General features: G+C 62.2%; 31 protein-coding genes. 18 read left to right on the forward strand and 13 right to left on the reverse strand.

The window, feature by feature from the left end:
* Nucleotides 1-54 precede the first annotated feature (54 nt).
* The 3 genes from DFP86_RS13645 to DFP86_RS13655 all read right to left on the reverse strand — a co-directional run bounded on the left by DFP86_RS13645 (nt 55) and on the right by DFP86_RS13655 (nt 2,042).
* On the reverse strand, nt 55-582 hold the full coding sequence (locus tag DFP86_RS13645) for a GNAT family N-acetyltransferase (RefSeq protein WP_243729398.1): 528 nt from the start codon (nt 580-582) through the stop codon (nt 55-57).
* Nucleotides 583-593: 11 nt separating this feature from the next.
* On the reverse strand, nt 594-851 hold the full coding sequence (locus tag DFP86_RS13650) for a YjhX family toxin (RefSeq protein WP_133682151.1): 258 nt from the start codon (nt 849-851) through the stop codon (nt 594-596).
* A gap of 219 nt (nt 852-1,070) precedes the next feature.
* Nucleotides 1,071-2,042: a LysR family transcriptional regulator gene (locus tag DFP86_RS13655; protein WP_208108341.1), complete on the reverse strand. Its 972-nt coding sequence runs from the start codon at nt 2,040-2,042 to the stop codon at nt 1,071-1,073.
* Between the two features lie 134 nt (nt 2,043-2,176).
* Between DFP86_RS13655 and DFP86_RS13660 the strand changes: the two genes are divergently transcribed.
* From DFP86_RS13660 to DFP86_RS13705, 10 genes are all read left to right on the forward strand, one after another.
* A complete protein-coding gene (locus tag DFP86_RS13660; protein ID WP_133682153.1) occupies nt 2,177-3,325 on the forward strand; it encodes an iron-containing alcohol dehydrogenase in 1,149 nt (382 codons plus the stop codon).
* A 212-nt stretch (nt 3,326-3,537) separates the two neighbouring features.
* Nucleotides 3,538-4,239: an aldo/keto reductase gene (locus DFP86_RS13665; RefSeq protein WP_279526900.1), complete on the forward strand. Its 702-nt coding sequence runs from the start codon at nt 3,538-3,540 to the stop codon at nt 4,237-4,239.
* A 26-nt stretch (nt 4,240-4,265) separates the two neighbouring features.
* Nucleotides 4,266-4,694, forward strand: a complete 429-nt coding sequence (locus DFP86_RS13670; protein ID WP_208108342.1) for a (R)-mandelonitrile lyase — start codon at nt 4,266-4,268, stop codon at nt 4,692-4,694.
* 140 nt (nt 4,695-4,834) lie between these two features.
* Nucleotides 4,835-5,215, forward strand: coding sequence for a DUF6697 family protein (locus DFP86_RS13675; protein ID WP_133682155.1), 381 nt, complete (start codon nt 4,835-4,837; stop codon nt 5,213-5,215).
* Between the two features lie 308 nt (nt 5,216-5,523).
* Nucleotides 5,524-6,120, forward strand: coding sequence for a phosphatase PAP2 family protein (locus DFP86_RS13680; protein WP_133682157.1), 597 nt, complete (start codon nt 5,524-5,526; stop codon nt 6,118-6,120).
* Nucleotides 6,121-6,155: 35 nt separating this feature from the next.
* Nucleotides 6,156-6,938: a COG4705 family protein gene (locus tag DFP86_RS13685; RefSeq protein WP_133682159.1), complete on the forward strand. Its 783-nt coding sequence runs from the start codon at nt 6,156-6,158 to the stop codon at nt 6,936-6,938.
* Between the two features lie 15 nt (nt 6,939-6,953).
* On the forward strand, nt 6,954-7,406 hold the full coding sequence (locus tag DFP86_RS13690) for a hypothetical protein (protein WP_133682161.1): 453 nt from the start codon (nt 6,954-6,956) through the stop codon (nt 7,404-7,406).
* A 33-nt stretch (nt 7,407-7,439) separates the two neighbouring features.
* On the forward strand, nt 7,440-8,105 hold the full coding sequence (locus DFP86_RS13695; RefSeq protein WP_133682162.1) for a response regulator transcription factor: 666 nt from the start codon (nt 7,440-7,442) through the stop codon (nt 8,103-8,105).
* Nucleotides 8,081-9,484 carry an ATP-binding protein gene (locus DFP86_RS13700; RefSeq protein WP_133682164.1) on the forward strand — a complete coding sequence of 468 codons (1,404 nt, stop codon included), beginning with the start codon at nt 8,081-8,083 and terminating at the stop codon, nt 9,482-9,484. Before DFP86_RS13695 ends, DFP86_RS13700 begins: the two co-directional genes overlap by 25 nt.
* 97 nt (nt 9,485-9,581) lie before the next feature.
* On the forward strand, nt 9,582-9,941 hold the full coding sequence (locus DFP86_RS13705) for a hypothetical protein (RefSeq protein ID WP_133682166.1): 360 nt from the start codon (nt 9,582-9,584) through the stop codon (nt 9,939-9,941).
* Nucleotides 9,942-10,019: 78 nt separating this feature from the next.
* Here DFP86_RS13705 and DFP86_RS13710 read toward each other — a convergent pair whose 3' ends face one another.
* On the reverse strand, nt 10,020-11,513 hold the full coding sequence (locus DFP86_RS13710; protein ID WP_133682168.1) for an MFS transporter: 1,494 nt from the start codon (nt 11,511-11,513) through the stop codon (nt 10,020-10,022).
* Nucleotides 11,514-11,630: 117 nt separating this feature from the next.
* Here DFP86_RS13710 and DFP86_RS13715 point away from each other — a divergent pair, with 117 nt between their 5' ends.
* On the forward strand, nt 11,631-12,530 hold the full coding sequence (locus tag DFP86_RS13715) for a LysR family transcriptional regulator (RefSeq protein WP_133682170.1): 900 nt from the start codon (nt 11,631-11,633) through the stop codon (nt 12,528-12,530).
* On the opposite strand, the gene DFP86_RS13720 is transcribed toward DFP86_RS13715, so the two are convergent.
* The 4 genes from DFP86_RS13720 to DFP86_RS13730 form a co-directional block, all read right to left on the reverse strand.
* On the reverse strand, nt 12,522-12,845 hold the full coding sequence (locus DFP86_RS13720; RefSeq protein ID WP_133682173.1) for a helix-turn-helix transcriptional regulator: 324 nt from the start codon (nt 12,843-12,845) through the stop codon (nt 12,522-12,524). The genes DFP86_RS13715 and DFP86_RS13720 overlap by 9 nt on opposite strands.
* On the reverse strand, nt 12,842-13,315 hold the full coding sequence (locus DFP86_RS13725; protein WP_279526901.1) for a HipA domain-containing protein: 474 nt from the start codon (nt 13,313-13,315) through the stop codon (nt 12,842-12,844). Before DFP86_RS13725 ends, DFP86_RS13720 begins: the two co-directional genes overlap by 4 nt.
* Nucleotides 13,278-13,415 (reverse strand): hypothetical protein, encoded by a 138-nt coding sequence (locus tag DFP86_RS19475; RefSeq protein ID WP_208108344.1) that lies wholly within the window; start codon nt 13,413-13,415, stop codon nt 13,278-13,280. The genes DFP86_RS13725 and DFP86_RS19475 overlap by 38 nt, the downstream gene beginning before the upstream one ends.
* A gap of 88 nt (nt 13,416-13,503) precedes the next feature.
* Nucleotides 13,504-14,955 (reverse strand): MFS transporter, encoded by a 1,452-nt coding sequence (locus DFP86_RS13730; protein ID WP_133682176.1) that lies wholly within the window; start codon nt 14,953-14,955, stop codon nt 13,504-13,506.
* Nucleotides 14,956-15,083: 128 nt separating this feature from the next.
* Between DFP86_RS13730 and DFP86_RS13735 the strand changes: the two genes are divergently transcribed.
* Nucleotides 15,084-15,986, forward strand: a complete 903-nt coding sequence (locus DFP86_RS13735; protein WP_133682178.1) for a LysR family transcriptional regulator — start codon at nt 15,084-15,086, stop codon at nt 15,984-15,986.
* A 463-nt stretch (nt 15,987-16,449) separates the two neighbouring features.
* Nucleotides 16,450-16,605 (forward strand): hypothetical protein, encoded by a 156-nt coding sequence (locus tag DFP86_RS19350; protein ID WP_166642276.1) that lies wholly within the window; start codon nt 16,450-16,452, stop codon nt 16,603-16,605.
* Between the two features lie 104 nt (nt 16,606-16,709).
* On the opposite strand, the gene DFP86_RS13740 is transcribed toward DFP86_RS19350, so the two are convergent.
* A complete protein-coding gene (locus DFP86_RS13740) occupies nt 16,710-17,882 on the reverse strand; it encodes an alpha-hydroxy acid oxidase (RefSeq protein ID WP_133682180.1) in 1,173 nt (390 codons plus the stop codon).
* 179 nt (nt 17,883-18,061) lie between these two features.
* Between DFP86_RS13740 and DFP86_RS19355 the strand changes: the two genes are divergently transcribed.
* Together DFP86_RS19355 and DFP86_RS13745 are read left to right on the forward strand one after the other, a co-directional pair.
* A complete protein-coding gene (locus DFP86_RS19355) occupies nt 18,062-18,226 on the forward strand; it encodes a hypothetical protein (protein WP_166642277.1) in 165 nt (54 codons plus the stop codon).
* A gap of 113 nt (nt 18,227-18,339) precedes the next feature.
* On the forward strand, nt 18,340-19,875 hold the full coding sequence (locus DFP86_RS13745; protein WP_133682182.1) for a GGDEF domain-containing protein: 1,536 nt from the start codon (nt 18,340-18,342) through the stop codon (nt 19,873-19,875).
* 43 nt (nt 19,876-19,918) lie between these two features.
* Here the strand turns inward: DFP86_RS13745 and DFP86_RS13750 are convergent, their stop codons facing one another.
* Nucleotides 19,919-20,854, reverse strand: coding sequence for a LysR family transcriptional regulator (locus DFP86_RS13750; RefSeq protein WP_133682184.1), 936 nt, complete (start codon nt 20,852-20,854; stop codon nt 19,919-19,921).
* Nucleotides 20,855-20,948: 94 nt separating this feature from the next.
* On the opposite strand from DFP86_RS13750, the gene DFP86_RS13755 reads away from it, so the two are divergent.
* Both DFP86_RS13755 and DFP86_RS13760 read left to right on the forward strand, forming a co-directional pair.
* Nucleotides 20,949-21,464, forward strand: coding sequence for a DinB family protein (locus DFP86_RS13755; protein WP_133682186.1), 516 nt, complete (start codon nt 20,949-20,951; stop codon nt 21,462-21,464).
* Nucleotides 21,461-21,796 carry an antibiotic biosynthesis monooxygenase family protein gene (locus DFP86_RS13760; protein WP_243729399.1) on the forward strand — a complete coding sequence of 112 codons (336 nt, stop codon included), beginning with the start codon at nt 21,461-21,463 and terminating at the stop codon, nt 21,794-21,796. Before DFP86_RS13755 ends, DFP86_RS13760 begins: the two co-directional genes overlap by 4 nt.
* Before the next feature lie 37 nt (nt 21,797-21,833).
* Here the strand turns inward: DFP86_RS13760 and DFP86_RS13765 are convergent, their stop codons facing one another.
* The 3 genes from DFP86_RS13765 to DFP86_RS13775 all read right to left on the reverse strand — a co-directional run bounded on the left by DFP86_RS13765 (nt 21,834) and on the right by DFP86_RS13775 (nt 25,047).
* On the reverse strand, nt 21,834-22,247 hold the full coding sequence (locus tag DFP86_RS13765; RefSeq protein ID WP_133682188.1) for an EF-hand domain-containing protein: 414 nt from the start codon (nt 22,245-22,247) through the stop codon (nt 21,834-21,836).
* A gap of 47 nt (nt 22,248-22,294) precedes the next feature.
* Nucleotides 22,295-23,854 carry a S10 family peptidase gene (locus DFP86_RS13770; protein WP_133682189.1) on the reverse strand — a complete coding sequence of 520 codons (1,560 nt, stop codon included), beginning with the start codon at nt 23,852-23,854 and terminating at the stop codon, nt 22,295-22,297.
* A gap of 290 nt (nt 23,855-24,144) precedes the next feature.
* On the reverse strand, nt 24,145-25,047 hold the full coding sequence (locus tag DFP86_RS13775; RefSeq protein ID WP_133682190.1) for a LysR family transcriptional regulator: 903 nt from the start codon (nt 25,045-25,047) through the stop codon (nt 24,145-24,147).
* Nucleotides 25,048-25,153: 106 nt separating this feature from the next.
* Between DFP86_RS13775 and DFP86_RS13780 the strand changes: the two genes are divergently transcribed.
* Nucleotides 25,154-25,909, forward strand: a complete 756-nt coding sequence (locus DFP86_RS13780; RefSeq protein ID WP_208108345.1) for an SDR family oxidoreductase — start codon at nt 25,154-25,156, stop codon at nt 25,907-25,909.
* Nucleotides 25,910-25,912: the final 3 nt, after the last annotated feature.

Below are 25,912 nucleotides of genomic sequence, written 5' to 3' on the forward strand. Positions count from 1 at the left end.
TTCAAGCCGCTCCCACATCCTTCGTAGGAGCAGCTTGAGCCGCGATGCCTTCCCCTACGCGATTGCCGAAAAGGCCGGGTGGAAGGCCACCGTGGCTTTCGGTATGGACCCGCCGAATGCTTGTATCAGGAAATACTCGGCCGGAATCCCCGGAAAAATCAGGTCCGGGTGAGCGAAGAAGTCAAAACGCGCGTAATAGCCCGGGTCTCCCACCAGCACGCAGCCGGCAGCATGCTGCGCTTGCAACCAGTTCAGCGCCTGGCGCATCAGCAGGCTGCCGATACCTTGTCGCTGTCTACCGGGATCCACGGAAATGGGGCCCACGCCATACCAACCCGATGCGCCCGTCGAGAGCTCGACAGGCGATAGCGCGACATGGCCGACCAAGTGGTCGCCATCCACGGCCACCAGCGACAAGGCGAGTTGGCCGCTGTGGCGCAGCGCATCCACGATGAATTGCTCAGTATGGCTGGTATGCGGCGCTGTGAGAAAAGCCGTGCGCGTCAGCTCGAAAATGGCTTGGCAATCGGCGGATTGTTCTTGCCTGAGGGTAATGGTCATCGATTTGCTTTCTGCATTCATGAACGAGGCGGTCATTGATTGTCGAGCTGCGAGCGCACGGCTCGCAGGCCCGACTTGGTGATCAGATAGGGCTGGCTTTGTTTCGAGCTGATCAGGTGCTTGGTTCTGAGCTTCTGAAACACAAGCAGGGTGCAGTCGGATAGCAGGTATCCTTCGCGGGTATAGCATTCGACAGTCGCGATACGGCCCGCTTCGTCGCGGATATGGACGATGCGGCCACCTTTGGCGAGGACGTGGAGAGTCCTTTGCTCCGGCTTGGAGATATTCATATTGGATTTCGATCCGGCAATCACATGGCAAAACAGGCGGTCGCCGCGCTGCGGGCGCCACCGGCTATGGGCATATTGATAACGGACAGCCTGGAGAACAGGTCTGCGTTATCGGATTGCTGCAATCTCCAACATGCAAGCCTTACGCAAAGGGAAAAGAAGGGCGCTCGATCATCGAGCGTTGCTATGATTTTAACTTAGCCAGAAAGAGCAAGGCAATTATTTGTCATTGCCCACCGCTTCGGCTTTGGCTGCCGCGCCGATCAGTTCGTCATGGCCGAGCACGAAGTCGGCATTGTCGGTCAGTCGCTCGACGGCCAGATCGATGAAGCGCCGCACGCGGGCGGGCTGGGCGCTGCGGCTGCCGTAATAGAGATACAGGTTGTAATGATCGGCCATATGCTGCAGTAGCAGGGGGACGAGGCGGCCCGAGCGAATCCATGGCGCCGCCGTCGGGGCGGCGAGCTGACCGATGATTTCGCCGGCGAGGACGGCGTGCAGCTCCAGCGTCTCGTCGTTGGTGCTGAACGCCGGGTTGATGAGCTGATCCTGAGTGCCGTCGCCGACTTTCACGCGCCACGGCACGGCGCGTCCGTTATCGGGGCGGCAGAATGCGCTGCAGCGATGCGAACTCAATTCGTACAGACTTTGGGGGACGCCATGGCGCCGCAGATAGTCGGGGGCGGCGCAGATAATCAGTTGCATGGGAAACAGCCGCCGTGCCACCAGCCCTTCCTGCGGGGTGTTGCCCAGCCGAAAACCGACGTCGATGCGATCCTCTACCCAGTTGCCGATGCGGTCGTCCAACTGGACGTTCGGCTGCACCTCGGGGTAGAGGCGGCAGAATTCGTTGAGTACCGGGCCGATGATCGACTGCAGGACGGTGCGCGGACCGACAATGCGCAACGGGCCGGCCAGATCCTCCCGGGTCTGCCGGGCGGCCAGCAGGGCGTATTGCAGGCCATCCAATGCCGGGTGGACCGCCTCGAGAAAGCGTTGTCCTTCTTCGGTCAGCGACATACTGCGGGTCGTGCGATGGAATAAGCGCACACCGAGGAATTGCTCCAATTGACCCAGTGCCTTGCTGGCGGCCTGCGGCGAAATTTGTTGCGCTTGAGCTGCCCGGCTCAAGCTACCCAACTCGGCGGTACGGACAAAAGTGGTGATGGAGCGCAATTCGTTGATCGACATTCCAACCGCTTTCCGACGCGATTCGCATCTTTTAGTTGTAAATAATTCAAATTATATGTCGGTAGTTCGATGTTTATCCAGGCGCTAAAGTACCGTCCATCAGCCTTATTCAGAGCTTCCGCAAAGGACTTCGCATGGACAACTTTACTTTCTACAACCCGACCCGGGTCGAATTCGGTACCGGCAAAGAGCAACACATCGGCCAATATCTGACGGAGTACGGCATTAAAAAGGTGTTGCTCTGTTACGGCAGCGATCGCATCAAGCGCGATGGGCTATGGGCGGCGATCGAACGCAGTCTGGCAGCGCACGATATCCAGTTGGTCGAATTCGGCGGCATCGTCAGCAATCCGGTTATCTCGAAAGTGCGCGAGGCGATTGCCATGGCTCGCCAGTACCGGGTCGACGCGGTTTTGAGCGTCGGCGGCGGTTCGGTGCTGGATAGCGCCAAGGCGATTGCCGCCGGCACCTTGTACCAGGGTGATGTCTGGGATCTGTTCATCGGCAAGGGCAGCATCGACGCGTCTTTACCGGTCTTCGACATCCTGACGCTGGCGGCGACCGGCAGCGAGATGAACAGCGGCGCCGTGGTGACGAACGATGCCACCCGGGAAAAGTTCGCCATTCACTCCGTTCATAGCTTTCCCAAGGTGTCGATCATCAATCCGGCGCTGATGCAGACGGTATCGCGCGATTACCTGGTGTACTCCGCGGCCGACATCATCGCCCATGCCATCGAAGGTTATTTCACCGCGACCGTGCAACCGCGCTTTCACTCGCGCATGGTCGAAGCCATTGTCGCCACAGTGATCGAAACCACCGAGATCCTGCTGGATAACCCGGCCGATTACGCGGCACGCGCCGAGTTCGCCTGGGCCGCTACCCAGGCGCTCAATGGCCTGATCTATTCCGGCACCTCGGGGTTCAGCTATCCCAACCACATGATCGAACACGCGTTGTCGGCGCTATTCAACGTGCCGCACGGCGCGGGGCTTTCGGTGGTGATGCCGGCCTGGATGCGCTGGTACCACACGAAAAACCCGGCGCAATTCGAGCGCTTCGCCCGCACGATTTTCAATCGAAGAACCGCCGAGGAAGGCATTGCGGCGCTGGAGCAGTGGTTCGACAAGATCGGCACGCCGACACGGTTGTCGCAACTGGGCATCGCCGAGGCCGATCTGCCGGCCACCATCGACAACGTGTTGGGCAATGCGCGCTATTTCGGCGTGGCCGAAACCTATCCGCGCGATGTCGTGACCGCCATTCTGCGAAGCGCGCTGTAATGGGCGAGGCGCATTCCGCCGGCAAACACGGCCCGGTGCTGGCGGCCGCAAACCTGTCGTCCGGTAAAACGGCGACGAATTGTGCAATGACAAGCGCTCCCATCGGGGAGTCACCGAATTGGAGGTAAGAGGATGCAAACCACGACGCTTAATAATGGTGTCGAGATGCCCATGCTGGGTTTCGGCGTTTATCAGATGGGCAACGATAGCGAGTGCGAGGAGAGCGTGGCCGAGGCGTTGCGCGTAGCGGGATTGCGCGCGAGTCGTTGTTTATCACGACCAAACTTTGGCTTGCCGATGCGGGGTATGAAAAGACCCTGCGTGCGTTCGAGCGCTCGCTCGCCCGCTTGCAGCTCGACTATCTCGATCTCTATTTGATCCATCAGCCCTATAGCGATGTGCATGGCGCCTGGCGGGCGATGGAGGAGCTGTACGAAGCCGGTCGCATCCGTGCGATTGGCATCAGCAATTTCCATCCGGATCGGGTGATGGATCTGATGGTGCATAACCGCATTGTCCCGGCGGTGAACCAGATCGAAGCGCATCCGTTCTGCCAACAGATCGCGACGGCGCAGTTCTTGCGCGAGCACGGTGTGCAGATCGAATCCTGGGGGCCGTTTGCCGAAGGGCGCAACGATCTGTTCGCCAATCCGGTACTGGGTGCCATCGCCGCCCGCCATGGCAAGTCGATTGCCCAGGTCGTGTTGCGCTGGCTGCTGCAACGCGGTGTGGTCGCCATTCCGAAATCGATTCGTCCCGCGCGGATCGCGGAGAATTTTCATGTTTTCGATTTCGAGTTGGGGCCGGAGGACATGGCGGCCATCGCCACCCTGGACAAGGGTGTCAGCGCCTTCTTCGACCACCGCGATCCGGCCATCGTGAAGTGGCTGGGCGAGGCAAAACGCAATACTTGATCAATCGATACTTCCTTGGAGAAATCATGGCTATCGCCTCAGAAACGGCGACCCTGGCGGTGACGATCGCTCGCGCCGGATCGCAAGCTTCTTACGCGGGCCCCGCCGAGTGGTTCACCGGCACCGTGCGTGTCGACCCGCAATTCGTGGCACCGCAACCGACGGCGGCCTCCGGGGCGCTGGTGACCTTCGAACCCGGGGCACGTACCAACTGGCATACCCATCCGTTGGGACAAACGTTGATCGTGACCGCGGGTTGCGGACGTGTGCAGCATTTAGGCGGCGCGATTGAAACCATTCGCCCCGGCGATGTGGTGACGATTCCGGCCGGCGTCAAACACTGGCATGGCGCAGCGCCGGCAACGGCCATGAGCCATATCGCGATTCAGGAGCAACAGAACGGTTCGGCCGTAACCTGGATGGAGCCGGTCGGCAACGAGCAGTATCCGGGCTGATACCGCCCCGTCTGCCTGTCCCTTTTGTCCGGGTTTTCCCGCTTTTATCCGTTTTTAATATCGGATCGGATATCGTGCGCTCGTTCCGCGGATGGCCATGGCAAGGGGCTGTGGCCGCGCGGATATTCACGGAGAGATCCATGTTCGAAAAGGGTAAGAGCTATAGCCGAGAAGAAATCCACTTGGTCGTCGGCGGCAACAAGCAGTCGTACTTGCCGCGCAAGAATGGCAAGGTCGTGGCGGCATGCCTGCGTCAGGACCTGAATCCGGAGGCGCCCGCGGTCATTCTGTGCGGTGCCAACCCGCCGGAACGCGCCGCAGCCGGTCAACTGGCGCGTCAGGACGGGGCGATTCCGGTCTTCATCAAGGAAAGCACCACCACTTGGAAATATCAGGGGATGTTCCGCGTGGTCGGCAGCGACACGCATCCGCAGGTTTGCGCGCAATACGCCGCCAACAGTCCCTGGACCCGTGGCCAGATCAAGCGTGTATTGAAGCTGGAGAAGCAGTTGCTGACATGAAGGGTCGGCGTCCGGGCTGATCCTGGGACGTGCGCACTTTGGGGGTCGGGTTTCCCTTGTTGCAGGTTCGAGCCGAAAGCCGGCAGAGCGTGCAACAAGGGAGGCCTGGCCCCTTTTCCTATCCGGTTGCAGATACCGACACACAACACGGCGATGTTTTGGACCTTCAGCCTAAGTGTCAGCTAAGTTTCCCCTTCTATGCTTCACCACATCGATTTGCGTCTTTGCGATGTGGAGTACCGTGATGTCCCGTTTCAGCAAGCTTTTCCTCGTCAGTTCAACGTTCGCCGCGGTCGATAGGTAAACCGATGGAATCGCTGAACCAGGCTTTGTTTCTCTGGATGAACGCACCCGCGCAACCGGATCCGTTCCTCTTGTCGATTGCCACTTTGTGCGCAGACAAAATGATCTGGATCGTGCCCGTGTTACTGGTAGTCGGTTGGTTACGCGGAAGCGACCACACTCGCAGGGTGTTTTTGGTTGCCACCACCGCGACGCTGCTAGCGCTCTCGGTCAATCAACTGATCGGGCTGGTTTGGCCGCACCCCCGGCCGTTCATGATCGGCCTTGGCCACAGCTTCTTGCCTCATGCGGCCGATTCGTCGTTTCCGAGCGATCACATGACGGTGATGTGCAGCATGGCCTTCAGCTTGCTGTATTACCGCGGTTTCCGCCTGGTTGGCGGCGTGCTCGCCGTGCTGGCCATCCCGGTTGCCTGGGCTCGAATTTATCTGGGCGTGCATTTCCCGCTCGATATGGCGGGAGCCCTCGCCGTTTCGGCTTGTGCAGCCTGGCTGGCGGCCAGCTGGGCTTTCCTTTATTTGCCGTCGTTGTTTCGGTTTTCGATCAACCTGCACCGCCTGCTGTTTGCCCGATTGATCGCCGGCGGCTGGGTGCAACATTAATCATGCGTGGATTTTCCCTTTTGCAAGGAGGCGATATGGAGACGGTTTCCGCCACGGACTGGCGTCACTGCCTGAACAAGGTGCCCGAGGCGACCTTATCGTTCTGGATCATCAAAATTCTGTCGACCACGGTCGGCGAAACCGGTGCCGACTTCCTGGCCGTGAACGCCGGCTGGGGTCAGAACGTCACTCGGGGCGTCATGGGCGCGTTGCTGGCGCTGGCCTTGTTTCTACAACTACGCGGCAAGCGTCTCGCTCCTTGGGCGTACTGGCTGACCGTCGTGCTGGTCAGTATCGTCGGTACCCAGATTACCGATTTGCTGACGGATGGCTGGGGAATCAGCTTGTATGTCAGCACCGCCGTGTTCGCGGTCTTGCTGATCGCCATTTTCGCGGTCTGGTATCGCATCGAGGGCACCCTGTCCATCAACGCGGTCAACACCAGAAGGCGCGAGTGGTTCTACTGGTCGGCGATTCTGTGCACCTTCGCGTTGGGGACGGCGGCGGGCGACTTGGCGACCGAGGCCTTGAACCTGGGCTTTGTGCTTGGGGTCGCGATCTTTGGCATCCTGATTGGTCTTGCCTGGTTGGCGTGGCGTTTGCGATGCCATGCGGTGCTGACCTTCTGGATAGCCTACATCCTCTCCCGGCCGTTCGGCGCCTCGCTGGGGGACTTGCTGACCCAAGCCCGCGAGTACGGTGGGCTGGGAATGGGAGCGATGTGGACCAGTGGGCTGTTCCTGGCGAGCATCGTGTTACTGGTGGCCATGCAACAACGCGATTTCGCGACGAGCAATGCCTTCGAGGCGGTTGAATAACAGGCTGGAGAGATCATGCCAATCCGATTTTCCTCTTCCCGCCGTCTGACAGGCCGACTACTGGTTCTGGCCCTGGGCTGTGTGGCGGTGCTATCCGGCTGTTCGAAGCCGGCGGCTAGCACGGAACATGCCGCCGCTGCGGCAACGTCGGCAGCGCCCGCCAGCCGGCATGTCGCTTCGGCACTGGGCGATCTGGCAAGCTTCCGCCACATTAGCGCCGAGGTGTCCTCGCTCGTCGATCGGGGCAATCTGCCTGCGGCCAAAACCCGCATCCGCGATCTGGAAATCGCCTGGGATTCCGCGGAAGCCGGCCTGAAGCCTCGGGCGCCGGCCGACTGGCACCAACTCGACAAGGCCATTGACCGCGCCCTCGAAACGTTGCGTGCCGACACCCCGGTACAGCAAGCCAGCCATGCCGCCATGCAGAATCTGCTGAAAACCTTTGACATGTTGCAAGGCCAAGCGTGAACTGCGGCATGGTGTCGATAGCGGGGGGGAGCGATGCGTGTCTTGTTGGTCGAAGATGACCGGATGATCGGCGAAGCCATCCAGGCCGCGCTGAAGGATGCCTCATATGCCGCGGATTGGGTTTGCGATGGCCAGTCGGCGCTTTCGGCGCTGCAGCAGCAGTGCTACGACCTGGTATTGCTGGATCTCGGTTTACCCGGCAAGGGCGGCCTGGAAGTCCTGACGATCCTTCGTGCCAAAGACGACCCGATCCCGGTGGTGATCGTTTCGGCGCGCGATGGGCTCTCGGATCGCCTGCACGGGCTGGATGGCGGCGCCGACGACTATGTCGTCAAACCCTTCGACATGCCCGAGCTGCTGGCACGCATGCGCGCGGTGTTGCGCCGCAAGGGGGGCTCCTCCTCCGCCCTGTTGGGTAACGACACCGTGTCTTTGGATACGGTGACCAAAGAAGCGCGGCTCAAAGGCGGCGACCCGGTGCAACTGAGCAGCCGGGAGTTCGCCTTGTTATCCGCGCTGTTGTTGCGCCCGGGCGCCATCCTGTCGCGCGGACAACTGGAAGAACGCATTTATGGCTGGGGGGAAGAAGTCGAAAGCAATGCGGTGGAGTATCTGATCCATGCGCTACGCCGCAAGCTGGGCAGCGATACCATCAAGAACGTCAGGGGGCTGGGATGGATGGTTTCAAAAAGCGTCTGAGGGCGTCTATCCAGTTTCGGCTCTCCGTCTGGCTATCCCTGTCGATTTTGGCCATCGCCTTGGCGGCGGGGGCGAGTTCCTTCGTTTCGGCATTTGACGAGGCCCATGAGCTGCAGGATGACACCTTGCGCCAGATTGCCGCACTGCTGGAGCAATCACGCCTCAAGATGACGGGCCTGCCCGATAAGGCGCATGCGAACGAAAGCGATGAAGAGTCGCGCGTGATTGTGCAATGGCTATCGAATAGCCCCCCAGCCGTCTCAGCCTTGCATGGCGCGCCACTTCCCTTGCCTGTCGCGCTGGCGGATGGTTTTCATACGCTAGGGATCGATCACGAATCGTATCGCGTCCTGGTTCGTAGCATGGCGCAAGGCGGCCGGATCGCCGTTTCGCAGGAAACCGGCATGCGGGATGAAATCGCCCGAGACAGCGCATTACGCACTTTGTTGCCCTTCCTGGTGCTGGTTCCCGTGTTGCTGGTGGTGGTGGGCGTGCTGATCCGCACGGTCTTTCATCCGGTCACGCGACTTTCGGCGGAAATCGACCGCCGCGCCGATACGGCCTTGCCCCCGGTTGACGAAGATCGTCTCCCCACGGAAATCCGTCCGTTCGTCTTGGCCATCCATCGTCTGTTGCAGCGGGTCGCCGACGCGATGGCACAACAACGGCGTTTCGTGGCGGACGCGGCCCATGAATTACGCTCGCCGCTGACGGCGCTATCGTTACAAGCCGGCCGCCTGGCCGATGCGGAAATGTCGCCCGATGCCCGTGACCGTCTCGCCAACTTGCAACAGGGGATCGAGCGCGGGCGTAAATTGCTGGATCAACTGCTGATGCTGGCGAGAGTGCAAAGCGATACCGTCGATGCGGCAGGCGAGGTATCGGCCATGCAGGTCTTTCGCCAGGTATTGGAAGACCTGATGCCGCTCGCGCTGGATAAGCACATTGATCTTGGCGTGGCGGGCGGGCAGGACGTCTTGCTGCCTGTCCATGCGCAGGATCTGACGACGCTGGTCAAGAATCTGGTCGACAACGCCATTCGCTACACCCCGGCAGGCGGCACGGTGGATCTGGCGATCTTGCTCAAGCCCGGCCTGGCGGTCTTGCAAGTGGGCGATAACGGCCCCGGTATTCCGCCCGCCGAGCGCGAGCGGGTCTTCGACCCTTTCTATCGCGTATTGGGTAACGACCAGTTCGGTTCCGGCCTGGGCTTGTCGATTGTCAGGGCCATGGCCGAGCGCATGGGCGCGACAGTCGAACTCGATTGGACGGATGTGACGGCGAAACTGGGTTTGACCGTGTCGGTGGCGATACCGCTTGGCAAAACGCCGCCAAGCGACGACGCCATTTCGACCGGATATCGTTCAACGGAAACTTAATGCAGCATCGTCTATCAAGTTATTGATTTGTTGGACGATATGTTTGATGAGTACGATTGCGTACTTGGTAGCCATTCCTTGTGGAAGGAGCATCATCATGAGTATTTCACCCGTTGGTCAGCAGCAGGTGCTGCCTACTTCGGTATTGCAGCCGAGAGTCGGCGGTGCCGACCAGAGTGGCAGCCCCGCCAAAACCGCCGACACCGCCTCTGCCACCGCGGCAACGGGCGACGCCTCGACGACCAAAACGGAATCCACCGCCTCGTCAAGCGCCAATCAGCCGGTCGTCGACAAGGTAAATATCAGCAATGCCGGCCGCGCCGCCTTGCAAGAGTTGACCGAGACGGCCGCGCAAACCGCCCAGGAAGCCATGCATGGCGACCGCCAGGCCGTCAAACTGGAGGCCAAATTGGCCGCCAAACAAGCGGTGGCGCACCCGCAAAACAAACCCATCTGATGGGTTGTTAGACGTGCCATGCCCTTCTCCCGACTTTGGCCGGGGGAAGGGGCGTGCATGAAACGGCTTGTTTGCCAATCAGATCGGTTCCCCTGCACACGAGGCGGCAGCCGCGCGGGTGCGTAGGAACAGGTAGATGGTGAAGGCCGTCAGCGTGGTCATGCCGGCCAGGCCGTAGACCAGCAGCTGAAAGGATTGCGCATAGGCGATGGTCAGCGCTGCCCGCGATAGTCCCGGCAGCCCGGACGCCGCCGCCGCGAGATTGCCCATGGCCAGTTGTGCGGCCGCGCTGCCGGCGCCATCCGGCAGGCGCGCGTGAATCAGCCCAGCCAGCGCTGCGCCGACGACGGCCAGTGCGACGCCTTCGCCCGCGACCCGCGTGGTGCTGAAAATGCCGGCGGCCATGCCGGCCCGCTCCACCGGCACCACACTGACCGCCAGTCCGTCCATCACCCCCCAGGGAAAGCTGATACCGATACCGATGAGCATCATGGCCAACTGAGCCGTGCCGTTACCGTCGATATGCACCGTGTTGCCCAATAGGCACAAACCGAGCGCGCACAGCAGCAGTCCTCCCGCCGACAGCATGGCGGCCGGCACCCGGCGGCTGAGCCGGGCCGAGGCAAGGGGAAGTACCAGCATCGGCAACGACATCCACATCATATCCAGACCGGCGTCCAGCGGACTAATGCCCTCGATGCCGACCAGGCGTACCGGCAGCAATACCAGCAGGACCACGAAGGCATAGGCCGGCGCCGCGGCCAAGGTCTGCACGCCGACAAAGCGCGGGTAGCGGAACAGCCGCAGGTCGAGCATCGGCCGAGCCGTCCGCAGCGCTTGCCACACATACAGGGCGGACAGTAGCAGGAAGGCCAGCATGGCCAGTCGGAAGCGACCGGACGCCCAGCCCCAATCCGGCAGGCAGAGTAGCGCGGTGGTCAGCATCGCCAACGACGCGGTGAAGCCGAGTAGACCGGGCACATCCAGGCGCGCGGCGGGGTCGGACGACTCTTCCCAACTCCGTGCCGCGAGCAGGAAGGCCAAGGCCGTCAGCGCCACCGGTGCCCAAAAAATGACGCGCCAACCTGCTGCGTCGATCAAAAAGCCGGACAGCATCGGCCCGAAGGCCAGCCCGATGCCGAAGGTGGTGCCGATCCAACTGAATGCCTGCAGACGTTCCGCTTCGGCAAAGCGCTGAGCCAGACCGGCCAGCCCGGCGGCGAACGCCACCGCGGCACCCAGGCCCTGTAACGCACGCAGCAGATTGAACGCCAGCAGATCCGGCGCGACGGTCAGTCCCAGCGATGTCAGCGAGAACAGTGCCGAACCCAGCAGAAACAAACGTTTCCGGCCCCAGCGGTCGGCCAGCGTGCCGGCCGCCATCAAACTGGCGCCGAAACCCAGCATGAAGGCATTGGTTGCCCAGGCCAGGGCCACCGGGCTGCCGCCCAGCGCATGCCGGATGCTCGCCATGGCGATGGCCGGTGCCGTAAACGACAACGGCATGGCCAATGCGGCCAGGCAGACCGATAGCAAGGCCAGGGTTCGCGATAAGGTTGGCGAAGTAGTCATGGATTTTCCTTGATTAGAACGAAGATGATTTCTCCTGGGGCACCATGCTAAATTGCTCGATAGAGGAAAAAAATAACGCTCATTGCCGTTCATAACGGACAAATTGGATCGAATCGCATGGAGAACTTGAACGGATTGCTGGCTTTCGTGCGCACGGCCGAAAGCGGCAGCTTTGTCGCCGCCGGCCGGCTGCTGGGCTTGTCGGCGTCAGCGGTCGGTAAAAGCGTGTCGCGTTTGGAAGAGCGCTTGGGCGTTCGTCTGTTGCAGCGTAGTACGCGCCATCTGCACCTGACCGCCGAGGGGGAAACGTTCTTGATCAGCGGCCAGCGGATCTTGGCCGACCTGGCGGAGGCCGAGCACGCCATCACGCGCACGCGGGAGGCGCCGCAAGGCAAGCTGCGCGTCAGTCTGCCGCTGATCGGCTACCGCATGCTGATGCCGATACTGAGCGAGTTCATGCGGCAGTATCCAGAGGTGTCGCTCGACTTGGATTTCAACGACCGGCTGGTGGATGTCATCGAAGAAGGCCTGGACGTGGTGATCCGCAGCGGCCAACTACGCGACTCTAGGCTGAAGGCGCGGACGATCGCGCCGTTCGGTTTTTGCATCGTGGGCTCGCCGGAGTATTTCGAGCGGCGGGGTGTCCCTCGGTTGCCCGCCGATCTGGCCCTGCATGCCTGTCTGCACTATAAATTTCCCACCACCGGCAAGCTGCAGCCCTGGGCGCTTTCGCCCGACGCCGGCCACATCCCCCCAACGCTGGTTTGCAACAGCATCGAAGCGCTGATCCAGTCCGCGTGCCTGGGCTTGGGCCTGGCGTATTTGCCGGATTTCCTGGTGCGGGATCTGCTGGCCCAGGGCAGTCTGACGAGCGTGTTGAGCGACTGCCTGCCGCAGCGCGGCACCTTCTGGGCCGTGTGGCCGTCCAGCCGGCACGACAGCCCGAAAATCAGAACCTTCGTCGATTATGTCTGCCGCCGGATGCTGAAACCCGACGGTGTGTCGACCTCAATTTGAAGGCGGGACGGTATCGCGCTGCTCGAACAATCGTCTGCGCAAGCTTGGGTCTCGAGGCAATATGCCGACCTGAAGGCCGAGCGGACGCAGAGAAGCGTTGAGCAGTGCCAATGATGGGCTAGCCCGATCCAGCTCTAAATCGGACAGCGTGCGCCGGCTAATGCCCACCAGCTTCGAATATTGTTCCTGTGACAGTCCCAGCACCTCTTTGCGCAGCGTGCGCAATAGCTTTCCCTCTGTAATCGTGCCGGACATCAACTGAGTCAGCAGCTCTGCCAAGCGATTTTCCCGCTCGATAGGCGACAGGTTTTTCATGGCAGATTCCAGCTTTCCAGTTTGTTGTCGAGGTAACTAAAACCCATGGCCGGCATATTGAGTATGCGTTCGGGTACGCCGCGGGCAGAGAGGCGATCGCGCAATCCGTAGAGTTGCCTGGCGAGCACACCCAATTCCTGGAGTAAGCGGTCAGGTGCGACCAGCTCCTGGAGTTGATCGGCGATACCGATCCAATCAAAGCGACCGCCTTCTTCCAGAGGCGATCCCCAGGTTATCGTGCGCGTCACTCCTTCGGGGTCGGCCTTCATCGGCGCGAAGTCATAAATCGGTGAAAGTGCGATGCCGCCAGGCCGCTTGATAATGGCGGTATTGCGGCCATGGTTGTCGCTATTGCCAAAGGCAATGTTAAGCAAGTCGCGTTTTACCCATTCGATGGCGATGGCGGCTTTGTCGAAGGACCTGCCTCGACCCTTATATCCGATCCAGCGCAGAAGGCATATCGTAGCCAAGCTGCATAGGGCCCTGGTGGCCGAGTTCCGGATTTGGAATGATCAACGTTGCGGCATCATGCCAAGTGCTGTCCAGGGAAATCTGAATAGTGAGATTCATGGCACTACTCTGAGCAGATATTTGCTCAAATAACAATGATATGGTGGTTAATTGAGCAAAATTTTGCTCAGCGTTGAGGGGCTGGCGCTCAACCCCGTGACGCTTGCCCCGCCTTGTGCGCTAGCACCCGGCCGCCCGTTGCGATGGCCAGCGCGACCGCTATCAGTAGCGCCGCGATGGCGTAGGTGAAGCGCATACCGCCGGCAATGGCCGCGGGCGGTGCGGACGAGATGTCGACCGTCGCCGTGGCCAGCGCGAAGATCGTGCCCATGACGGCGGCGCCGGTGATGAGGCCGAGATTGCGCGACAGGTTGAGCATGCCGGAAACCAGTCCTCGTCGATCCGGGCCGATGTCCGTCATGATGGCGGTGTTGTTGGCGGCCTGGAAGAGCGCGTAATTGGCGGTGACCAGAACAAGGGGCGCGAGGTAGCCGGCCACGCCAACGGTTGCCGGCAGCATGGCGAGCGCGGACAAGCCGGCGATCATGCCGATCAGTCCGCAGCGGGTCATGCGCTGGGCGCCGAAGCGATCGACGATGCGGCCGGCCGGCACGCCGGTCAGTGCCGCCACCAGCGGGCCGGCCGACATGGCGAGTCCGACCAAAGCCGGGGCGAGCCCGAGGGCGCGGGAGAGGTAGAAGGGGCCGACCACCAGGGTCGCCATCATCACCGTCGCCACGAGCGCGCTCATGGCCAGACCCGCGCTTAGCGTCGGATCGCGGAACATCGGCAGTCGGAGTAAGGGGGCCGCGGTTTTCGACTCGGCAAACACAAAGGCGATCGCGCCGACGGCGGCCGCCGCTAGCCACGCCATATTGAGGGCGCCGAAGCGGCCGTGGCCGATCGTCATGGCGAGCGCGTAAGCCGCCAGCGTCAGCGCCAGCAGCAGCGTCCCGACCACATCGATGCGGGCCCGGGCGCTTTGCGTTTTGCGTTGGTCGCGCGGCAGGTAACGTTGCGCGAGCAGGAAATTCATCAGGCCCAGCGGGATATTCACCAGGAAGATGACCCGCCAGCCCAGCCCGGCGATCAGTAGGCCGCCGAGCGAGGGGCCGAGCGTGGTGCCGATCGCCGACATCGTGCCGAGCAGCCCCATGGCGCTGCCGGTGCGCGCCGCTGGCACCGTCTGGCCCACCAAGGCCATGGTGAGGGCGATCATGATGGCCGCGCCGACCCCCTGCGCCGCCCGGGCGGCGATCAGCAGCCACAGTGTGGGCGCGATGCCGCACAGCAGCGAGGCCGTCGTGAACAGCACAATGCCGATCAACAACAACCGCCGATGGCCGACGATGTCGCCGAGCCGGCCGGCGCCGACGATCAGGGTGGTGATGGCGAGCAGATAGGCCAGCACGATCCACTGCACGGCGTGGAACGACGCGGAGAACGTTTGCGCCAATGTCGGTAAGCCGACATTGGCGATGCTGGTGTCGAGCGACGGCATCAGCATGGATAGCGATAGGCTGGCCAGCGCCCAGCGTACCGATGGCGCCAGTGGCGTGCGGCCGGGTTCGGCCGCGATGGATTGCGCGGTGGATTTCATGGGTGGCGATTCCGAGATAGGTCAGTCTGAAGCGTAGGTCCTTCGCTGACATGGCGGAAGACGCATCGTTTGCACTTTATACCTGCATATGACGCCATATCGCCGGCGAGTCGTGCTATGGTGGATGCATGTCGATACCTGATCTCAATTTACTGATCACGCTGGATGCCTTGCTCGCCGAGGGCAGCGTGGCGCGTGCCGCACAACGGCTGCGGCTGAGTCCCTCGGCCATGAGTCGGGCGTTGGCGCGACTGCGCGAGGCGACGGGCGATCCGCTCTTGGTCAGGGCCGGGCGCGGCCTGGTGCCCACGCCGCGCGCGCTCGAATTGCGCTCGCGGGTCGGCCCGCTGGTGCGGGAAGCCGAGGCTGCGTTGCGTCCCGCCGAGACGCTCGATCTCCAGCAGTTGGTGCGGACGTTTACGCTGCGCACCAGCGATGGCTTTGTGGAAAATTTCGGACCCGACCTCCTCGCGCGCGTCGGCGAACAAGCGCCTGGCGTGCGGCTGCGCTTTGTGCTGAAACCCGATAAAGACAGCACGCCGTTACGCGATGGCTCGGTCGATCTGGATACCGGCGTCGTCGGTAATACGACCAGTCCCGAAGTCCGCACGCGGGCGTTGTTCCGCGACCGTTTCATCGGCGTTGTGCGCCCGGGGCATCCGTTGAGCCAGGGCGAACTCACCCCGGCCCGTTACGCCGCCGGCAGGCATATCCTGGTCTCGCGCCGGGGGCTCGATCATGGGCCGATGGACGAGGCATTGAAACCGCTTGGTCTGACTCGCGAGATCGCGACGGTGGTCGGCGGGTTTTCCGCCGCGTTGGCGCTGGCGCGGGCTTCGGATCTGATCGCCACGGTGCCCGAGCGCCATACCGGCAATCTGCGCGCCGACATGGCGAGTTTCCCGTTGCCGTTCCCCATGGCGGACATCACCATTGCCATGCTCTGGCACCCGAGGCTCGATGCCGATCCGGCGCACCGCTGGTTGCGCGGCTGTCTGTGGGAGGTTTGTGCGCCGCAGCCGGCGGCATGACCGAACGGCCAGTAAGGGCCATTTTTATGGCGGTTATCGGTTGATTTTAAATCCTGATGTCATAGAATAAGAAAATCGATTTTTGGAGCAACTGCCTTGGACAGTCGAAGTCGTCACCCTGACGAACGGAACGATTAACCAGGCAAGACCCCGCGCGTTTTACCCGCCGCCGTCTTGCCGATTGCAGACGGTGCGCACATCCCGCTCTACCCTTTGTGCCTCCCGCTGATGTTTTCCCGACGTCGGGCTTGTCGACGATTGGCTTTTTGCCTTTATCGTCGCCAGGGCGCCGCATTGTCCATGCCTTTGCATTTGAACCGTTGTCCGCTAGCGAAAGGAGCCGCCATGCCCCCCGATGGCGATCGAAGTCCGATACCCCACAGGTTTTCTGTCATGGGGTGCGCGTGATCGACTAACAGAATCCGGATCACGCGTTCCCGAGCATTTTCTAGGAGCGATGATCATGCATTACGCCATGCTGCTGTCCGATATTCAGCAACAACAACCCTCTCTGCCCGACCACTACGACTGCGTGCCGTCGACGACCGCGACCAGGCCTACCCTGCTCTCCCGTCTTGTCGCCTGGGCGCATGCCCGCAGGCAGGCCCGCCGCCATTGAGCGGCCGGTCTCGCACACCGCTTATTTGTCGTAGGAGGCATCATGTTCGAAATCATTAGCCTGGCATTTCTCGCCGCCATGGTGGTCGGTATGGCCGGCTGCCTTCAAGAAAACGCGGACGAGGTCGAAGACCCCGACGCGTCTCCCCACAGGACGTTGCGGTCGATCTGCTCGATCTGAGTGACGCCGCACAGTGCCATGGTGGTGTCCAGTTCCTTGCGGATGATCTCCAGGCATTGTGCGACGCCCGCCTCGCCCATCGCGCCAAGACCGTAGAGAAAGCTGCGGCCGATCAGCGTGCCGCGCGCGCCCAGCGCAAGCGCCTTGAGGACGTCTTGGCCGCTGCGGATGCCGCCATCCATCCAAACTTCGATTCGGTCGCCCACTGCTTGGACGATGCCGGGCAGCGCGGCAATCGAGGAGGGGGCGCCATCGAGTTGACGTCCGCCGTGATTGGAAACCACCAGCGCCTCCGCGCCGCTGTCGACGGCGCGCCGGGCATCCTCCGCATCGAGAATGCCTTTGAGGATCAGCTTGCCGCCCCACTGCTGCTGTACCCACTCGATATCGCGCCAGTTGAGCGTCAGGTCGAACTGCTCGGCGGTCCAGACGCTGAGCGAGCGCAGATCGGAGACATTCTGCGCATGGCCGACGATATTGCCGAAGGTGCGGCGCGGGGTGCTGAGCATGCCGAGGCACCAGCCCGGGCGCGTCGCCAGATGCAAGAGATTGGCCAAGGTCGGCCGAGGCGGGGTCGACAGGCCATTCTTGAGATCCTTGTGGCGTTGTCCGAGCACCTGCAGATCGAGGGTCAGCATCAGCGCGCTGCAGCCCGCCGCTTTGGCGCGTCGGATCAAATCCGCCATGAAGTCGCGGTCGCGCATCATGTAGAGCTGGAACCAGAACGGCTGCCGAGTGGCCGCGGCGACATCCTCGATCGAACAGATGCTCATGGTCGATAGGGTGAACGGCACGCCGTGGGCCGCCGCCGCGCGCGCGGCCAGGATTTCGCCATCGGCGTGTTGCATGCCGGTCAAGCCGGTGGGGGCCAACGCCACCGGCATCGACACCGGCTGACCGATCATTTCGCTGGCGGTACTGCGCCGGCTCAGGTCGACCGCGACGCGTTGTCGCAAGCGGATCGCCTGCAAGTCGAGTTGGTTGGCGCGGTAGGTCGATTCGGTCCACGATCCGCTGTCGGCATAGTCGTAGAACATGCGCGGGACGCGCCGCTGTGCCAGTCGGCGCAGATCCTCGATGCAGGTGATGATGCCCATGGCGATCCCTTCGGACTAAAAATCTGTTTGGCATAAAAAGTTACACCAAGCCGTCGCGGGCGACAACTGCCGATCAGGTCGCGGGTCGTGCTGAAGCCGCGCCGATTTCGGTCGATATAGGGGTAAGCCCAGCGCTTTGGCAAAGCGCGACGGCCACGCGATGGATAGGAGGAGAGATCATGAGCACGCTACAACAAGTCTTGGGGTTGATGCAGCAAGCCATTATCGAGAGCTACAATGAAAACGAGCGCAACGATGCGGTGGTGCTGGCGCAAGTGCGTGGGCTGATGCAGCAGATGCAGGGTCTGGTCAGCGAAGCCATCGATTCGGGCGCCGGGGAATAAGTCGCGCCCCCTGCCGACGCGGCTGTTTTCGGCTATAGCTAATATTGACCGCGGCGAGGTGCGAGCATCCCCGCCGAGGTTCTTGGCCGTGTTCTACCGTGAAGGAACGTACCATGCCAGTGTGGCGTCGGATCAAATCGAAAACGCTACTTGGCGTCGGTTTGGCGCTGATGGTCGCTGTGCTGTCATCGCTGTACGCGCAGTATTTCTTCGATATGCAGTCGGACGAGCAATTCGCGCTGCAATCGCGGCAACTGGCACAAAATATCTCGAATGGCCACGACGAGCTGCTGGTGCTGGGCGCGTTGTTGGCGCTCGGCAAAACCAATCAAGCGATCTTCGATGTCGCAACAGGCTCCGCCCCGCTCGGCATGCGCGCCAACAATGCGCTGACCGACGTCGTCCAGCAGTTCTCGCTGGAAGAAATCATGGTCTTGAATAAGTCGGGCATTGTGACGGCCTTCGTGCCGCGGCCCGATGCGCCGCCGCACGCGATTCCCGGCGTCGGGCGCGATCTTTCCTTTCGCCCCTACTTCACCGCCGCGATGGCCGGGATGCCGACCCTGTATGCGGCCGTCGGGACGCGCTCGGGCGAGCGGGGCTTCTATATTGCCGCGCCGATCCTCGACCGCCGGCAGGCGCTCCCGAGCGGTGTGCTGGTGGCCAAGATCGGTTTTCGCGAGGTCGATGCCGCCTTGAGTCGGCAGAGCAATCCTTTTGCCATCGTCTCGCCGGAAGGGGTGATCTTCGCCTCCAATCTCCCCGACTGGCGCTATCGGATCTTGCCGTTGGCGGGTCCAATCGCCAACCCCGCCGGCATAAGACGTTCGGCGGCGGCCTTCAAGAACAGCCGGCCCAAGGTGCTGCCTGTGGATCGGCTGGGCAGGGTCGAAGGCGATGGCTGGCAGGGCCGGCTGGTCGTTTTTCCGGTCGATTGGATGGATCCCCAGGGTAGTTGGCATCTGGTCGGGGTGAACCTCGCCGGTCGGTCGGCGCGGGCCTGCATGGCGTTGGGCGTCGGTTTATTCGCCTTTGTGCTGGTGCAACTGGTGTTTAGTTGGGTTGCGGCTCACCGGGCGCTGCGGCTGAACGCCAAGGCGCTGGAGATCTCGAATCGAGAGTTGGCGATTTTGAATAAAACCGATGCCTTGACCGGGGTCGGCAACCGTCGTCGTTTCGATGAAATCCTGGCGCAGGAGTGGCTGCGGCATCTGCGCTCCGGTAAACCCTTGTCGCTGATTTTGATCGATGTCGACTGGTTCAAAAAATACAATGACCGCTACGGCCATTTTTTTGGAGACGAATGTCTGCGCACGGTTGCCAATGCTTTGGCCGATACCGTCAGAAGGGCGCCCGATTGCGTGTGCCGCTTCGGCGGCGAGGAGTTTGCCGTTCTGTTGCCGATCTCGGATGCCGACGCAGCGTTCGAAGTGGGCGAGCGGCTGCGCGTGGCGGTGGAGGCATTGGCGATTCGACACGAGGATTCGCCGTTCGGGCAGGTCACCATCTCCATTGGACTGGCGACGACCGATGCCGAAATCGGCACCGCAGAGCAATTGTATGGCTCGGCGGACAAGGCCTTATACCAAGCCAAGGCCAGCGGTCGCAATCAGACCCGGACCGCCGCCTTCAGCGATTTTCTCGATTGATGTTCCCGCATGTCCTCGGCGCGCGATACCTGGCGTCCGCCCACTAGCTACTTGGCGTACGACGATCCGTACACCGCGTCGTTTCCGTCCCGAAGCGCGCCGACAGAAAATCGAGCATGGCGGTGAGCTTGGCCTGATGTTGCCGACCCGGCGGATACAAGGCGGTGAGCGGCAGGGTGTCGTCGGCGCGCCAGGGCAGCAGAATTTCCGACAGCCGGCCGTCATCGAGCGCCGGCTGCAGTAGAAAAGCCGATTGGCGCACGATGCCGCCACCGGCGAGCGCCAGGCTAAGCAGCGATTCGGCGCTATCGACGCTCAAGCGCGCGCCGACGTCGATCAAGCATCGTTGCCGGTCGATCATGAACGGCCATTGGTCGGCGCTTTCGCTATCGGCCACCGTCAGGCACTGATGGCGCGTCAGCTCGGCCGGGTGCGCCGGTGTGCCATGGCGGCGAAGATAGGATGGCGCCGCGCACACCTTGCGCGGCAGCGCGGTGATCTGCCGCGCCACCAACCGATCGACCGATCCGAGCGGCCCGAGGCGCAGCGCCAGGTCGAAGCCCGCCTCGGCGACGTCCACCAAATGATCGGTGACCGACAAGGCCAGTCTCACCTCGGGGTACTGCGCCATGAAGTCCGGCAAGACGGGTAGCAGCAACTGATTGCCGAAGGCGGTACCCACCGTGATGCGCAAGGTGCCGCGCGGCACATTGCGGCCGGCTCGCAGGTCGGCCTCGGCTTCCGCCAGGTCTTCGACAATCCGCCGTGCATGGACGATAAAGCGCTCGCCGTCGGCGGTCGTCACGACACGGCGGGTGCTGCGCTCGAACAGACGCGTACCTAGCCGCTTTTCCAACCGATCTATCGTTTTCGACAGTGCCGAGGCTGTCAGCCCCAACGCTTCGGCGGCGCGGGTGAAGTTGCCGCATTGCTGCAATTGCAGCACCGCCAGCAGCTCGGCGGTTTGTGTGCTGATCATATTGCTGATTTTATTTCATTAATCGATTTCCAGTAACCGGGATTATTTGGCGATCGGTGTGCAATAGACTGCGGGCATGACAAGGAGGACGACCATGCTGGCATTGATGCACACCCTATGGCGCTACAAGGCCTGGGCCAACGAAAACTTGTTTGCCGCGCTGGCGGCGCACCAGGCGCGATTGGCGCCCGCCGACGATGAAACGGCGCGCCGCATTCTCAATCATGTCTGGGTGGTGGAGCAGATTTTTCAGGCCAACCTGCAGGGGGTGCGGCATGGCTACCAGGCGCTCAATACGCCGGCAACCCCACACTTGGCCGAGCTGTTGCAAGCCCAGCGCGCCAGCGAACGCTGGTATGTCGACTATCTGGCCACACAGTCGCCGGACACGCTGGCGCAAAAGCTGGATTTCGTGTTTGTCGATGGTCGGCCGGGGCGCATGACGCGCGGCGAGATGTTGACCCATCTGGTGACCCACAGCAGTCATCATCGCGGCATGGTCGGCCGCATCTTGGCCGCCGCCGGCGCGACGCCGCCCAAGGACACGCTGACGGTATTTTTGCATACCGAAGCGCCCTCGGCCGCTGCGGCGCGCGGACTGACGACATGATGGCCGATTTTTTTGCCGATACGCCAACGCCGCCGTATTACGCGGTGGTTTTCACCAGCCTGCGTACCAGCGACGACGACGGTTATGACGATATGGCGCGTCGCATGGCGGCACTGGCGGCCGAGATACCGGGTTACCTCGGTATGGAAAGCGCGCGCGATTCGCTAGGGCGGGGCATCACGGTGTCTTATTGGTTCGACTTGGCGGCTATCCAACGCTGGAAGGCGGATGTCGAGCATTTGCTGGCGCAACGGCTGGGGCGGGAGAAGTGGTATGCGGCCTATCGCACACGGATCTGTCGTGTCGAGCGGGCGTATGGTTTCGAGCGATGAATACCGCCGGCCGTTGCACGGCCGGCGGCGAGGCGCGTTAGAAATTCGCGCCGTTGGCGCGCATGAACGTTTTGAGCTCGTCGAACGACACGCTGCCGCGATGTTGTGCGTCGATCTGCTCGAAGTGATTGGCCACGAAACCGAAGCCGGTTTGCTTGGCTTGGGTCTTGGTGATGCGGCCGGTGTGGTCTAGGTCGGCCTGATTGAACTTCTGTTGCAGTTTGCCCAGGGCCTGGGCTTGCAAGCTGGCACCGCTGGTGGTCGGCGCCACGGCCATGGCGCGCGCCGCTGCCTTGACGCGCGGCGGCACGTAAGGATCGCCTAGTTGCGCCAGTCCGGCTCGCGAGTGCGGTGCGGAGGTGGCATTGGCGGTCTGGGCCTGAGCCGTGCCGGCCAGCAGGGCGATCAGCAGCGAAACAATCAGCGTGGAAAAGGGGGCAATGTGTTTCATATCAGTCCCTGTATCAGTGCGAATAACGGATGCGCGTACGGCACGCATCACATCTGGCGTTCATAGAATTTGACCAGGTCATACTTCATACTCGGGCGCGCCGGGTCGTAAAGATAGGTCATGTGTCCGCCGGGGTAGTGACCGATCTGCAAGCCGGATACCGTGCCGAGGCGGCCAAGATCTTGCTCCGTGATGTAGAACGGTGTAGCGAGGTCGTGGTAGCCGTTGATCGAAAACACCTTCAACTTGGGGTTCAGATACATTGCCGAGGCCAGGTCGGGGATGGTGTCCGGCATCGCCAGCCCGTCGTGGGTCCAGACCCAGGCGTTGATAATGTCGTCGTTGACCATGTTGTAGGCGGTGGCCGCGTAGTACTTCAAGCCGTTGGGCAGATAGTCCTTCATGCGGTCGGCGAACGGCTTGGCGATCAGCGTATCGGACGGGTCGCCGTCGGCGGCCAAGGGGCTACCGTTGGCGGCGATGACGCGGCCGTCATAGCGGCCGAGCAGGTATCCCGGAATCAGGTTCGAACGGAAGGTGGTTTCGTCCAGGTTGAAGTTGGCGCCCCACTGTGCCGCCGGATAGCCGGTGTTCGCCTGAAGTTGCGCCAGCAAAGCAGGCGACGGTTGAGTGTGCGACGTCAGCAACGCCTGAACCGCCGGTTCATATTTGCCCGCCGCGAAGCTGCGCATTTTGCTCAGGAACGGTGCCAGTTGTGTGGGCGGCGGCGTCACCATGTTGAAAAACGCGCCGACCGCGGCATAGCCGGGCATGTAACCGCTGAAGGAGCCGGTGCCCATGTCCGCGTTCGAGTTGTAGTTCAGGATGGCGGATTGCAGGATCACGCCGGTGAGGTGGGTGCCGGCCACTTCCAACTGGTTGGCAAGCACGTCGGAGCGCGGCGTGCCGTATGACTCGCCGAACAGATACTTGGGCGAGGCGGCGCGCTGGTTGACCTGCAGGTAGCGGGTGATGAAGTCGCGGAATACCGACGCATCGGCATCCACACCCCAGAATGCGCTGTTGGTATGCGGTGCGATCGCTTCGGACAGGCCGGTGCCGACTGCGTCGACGTACACCATGTCGGTGGTGTCGATCAGGCTCTGCATGTTATCGACGAACGGGAACGGTTGGGGCTTGTCGGTGGCGGGATCGCCCGTGACGATGCGCTTGGGGGCGTAGGCGCCGAGGTGCAGCCAGACCGACGAAGAGCCCGGGCCGCCGTTGTAGAAGAAGGTGACCGGCCGGTTCGCGGCCTTTTTCCCGTCAGCGGTGTAAGCCACGTAGAAAACCGACGCCTTCGGCTGTCCGCTCTGCGGGTCGGTGGCGGTCAAGTGCCCGGCGGTCGCCGTGTAGGCGATTGTTTGGCCTTTGATCTTCGCTTGGCCGTGCGTGATGGCGGCGTTTTCCGTTACCTGACTGATCGGCAGGAAATCGTTGGCGCCGAATTTATAGACGGTGTTGTCATGATAAGGTTGGTCGGCCAGGGTGCGCGCGGCCTTGATCGTCGCTGGTTGAGCCGGTTGCGCCAGGACGTATGGGGCGCAGAATGTCAGTGCGACGATTTGCGCCGCCCCGGCCAGACCAGACAGGAATTTTCGTTTCATCGGCTTGCTGTCCTCGTCAGTATATTCATCGAGATGGGGTGAATCCGGAGGCAAACCCGCACGGCATTTTTATGTCACCGTAAAGGCAGCTCTAGCCAATATATGCAAATGTATTGCAATGCCAGCCTGTTCTAAATACCGGCTCCATCCGCCGAGGCATGCCGCCGGCGATTTTTAGTGGCGATTAATCAATCGCTTGAGATGACGTGAGCATGAGCGGCATGGCGGCCACGCTGCTCTATCGATATGTAACAAAGTTGAAAAAGGGAGGACTGCGACTTGGGGACGGTCTAGGCCGGCTGCGGCGTCTGAGGCCATCGTTCTTGCAGTAGGGCCAGCAAGGCCCGGGTCTTGGCGGGGGTATGGCGCCCGGCGGGGTAGATGGCGTGAACCGGCAGCGGCGCCAGCCGGTAATCGGGCAGGATTTCCCGCAATTGCCCATCGGCCAGCGCTGTTTGGCAGGCGGGTAACTGCAGGACACCGATACCGGCGCCGGCCAGCAGCGCTTCCAATAGCGGGCGCCAGTGATTACAGCGCCAGGCGGTGCGAATCGGCGCCTCGCAGGGCGCGCCGTGGCGGTCGAGCAACGGCAAGGTCTCGTTGCTTGTCAGGCCGGCGATGCGGATGAAGGGGTGGGCGACGAGCTCGCCGGGTGTCGTGGGGGTGCCATGCCGTGCCAGGTAGCGAGGGGCGGCCAGAATCGCCCGGCGCACGGTGCCCAGCGGGCAGGCGATAAAGCCGCCATTGCCGAGCGCGCCGACTCGCAGCGACAAGTCGACGCCTTCGGCGACCGGATCGACGAAGCGGTCGTTGAGCACCAGGTTGACCGTCAATGCCGGGTGCTGTTGTTGCAGTGCGACCAACAAGGGCGGCAGCAGCAGTTCGCCCAGACCATGCGGTGCGGCAATGCGCAGCGTGCCGCTCAAGCCGGCATCTTGGGCGGCGACGCCGGCCAGTGCGGCTTCGGCGGCTTCCAAGGCTGCTTTGGCTTGTTGATAAAAGCGCACGCCGGCATCGGTCGGCTGCACCGAGCGGGTGGTGCGGTCGAGCAGGCGCGCGCCGACATGCCGTTCCAATTGGCGGATGCGCTCGCTCACCGCCGGCTGGCCGATGCCGAGGTCGCGCGCCGCGGCCGATAAGCCGCCGCATTCGACCACTCGGGTGTAGATGCGCATGGCGGAGAAGAGATCCATACTGCAATTTATCAAATTTACCGATGAATGTAATCGGTATTGCCGGCGTTCTCAAAACATTGCCGATAGCTGACGATAGCGCATCGTTGACGAAAGGAGAGAGAACATGGCAATCGCATTGCAAAGCGCACCGGGCGCTTCTTTGTTCCCGGCGCTGGAAGGCCAGCATGTCGTGGTACTTGGCGGCTCGTCCGGTATCGGTCTGGCCACGGCTCGCTGTGCCCGGTACTTGGGGGCCGAGGTCACCTTGGTGGCGCGTCAGCGCGCCAAACTGCAGCAAGCCGCCGAAGCGGTCGAGGGGGCCAGGTTGCTGTGCGCCGATTTGCTGGCGCCTGCCACGCTGAGCGCGGCATTTCGCGACCTACCCGTTATCGACCATCTCATCGTCACGGCGGGCACGGCTCGTCTTACCGCGCTGCAAGATAGCCGTGCCGAGGATTTGCAGCGGGTATCGGACGAACGGTTGATCGGCCCGCTGTTGGCTATACAGGCCGCGGCGCCCCGCCTGGCGCCGACCGGCTCGATCACCCTGATGTCGGCGCAACTGGCGGCTCGACCGCTCGGGGTCGGCGCGATCATGGCGGCGGCAGTCGCCGCGGTCGAGTCACTGGTACGCGCGCTGGCGCTGGAGTTGGCGCCGATTCGCGTCAACGCCGTGGCGCCGGGCATGATCGACACGCCGCTACTGGATGTGCTACTCGGCGACAGCAAGGCGCAGGTGAGCGAATCCGTGGCGGCATCGTTGCCGGTCAAGCGCATCGGCCACGCCGACGATGTGGCACGCGCCATCTTGCTACTGATGAGCAACGGCTTCATTTCCGGGGAGGTGTTGCACGTGGATGGCGGGGGGCGTTGGGTTTAACGG

Origin of the sequence: Paludibacterium purpuratum, assembly GCF_004363805.1 — a bacterium.
GTDB lineage: Bacteria > Pseudomonadota > Gammaproteobacteria > Burkholderiales > Chromobacteriaceae > Paludibacterium > Paludibacterium purpuratum.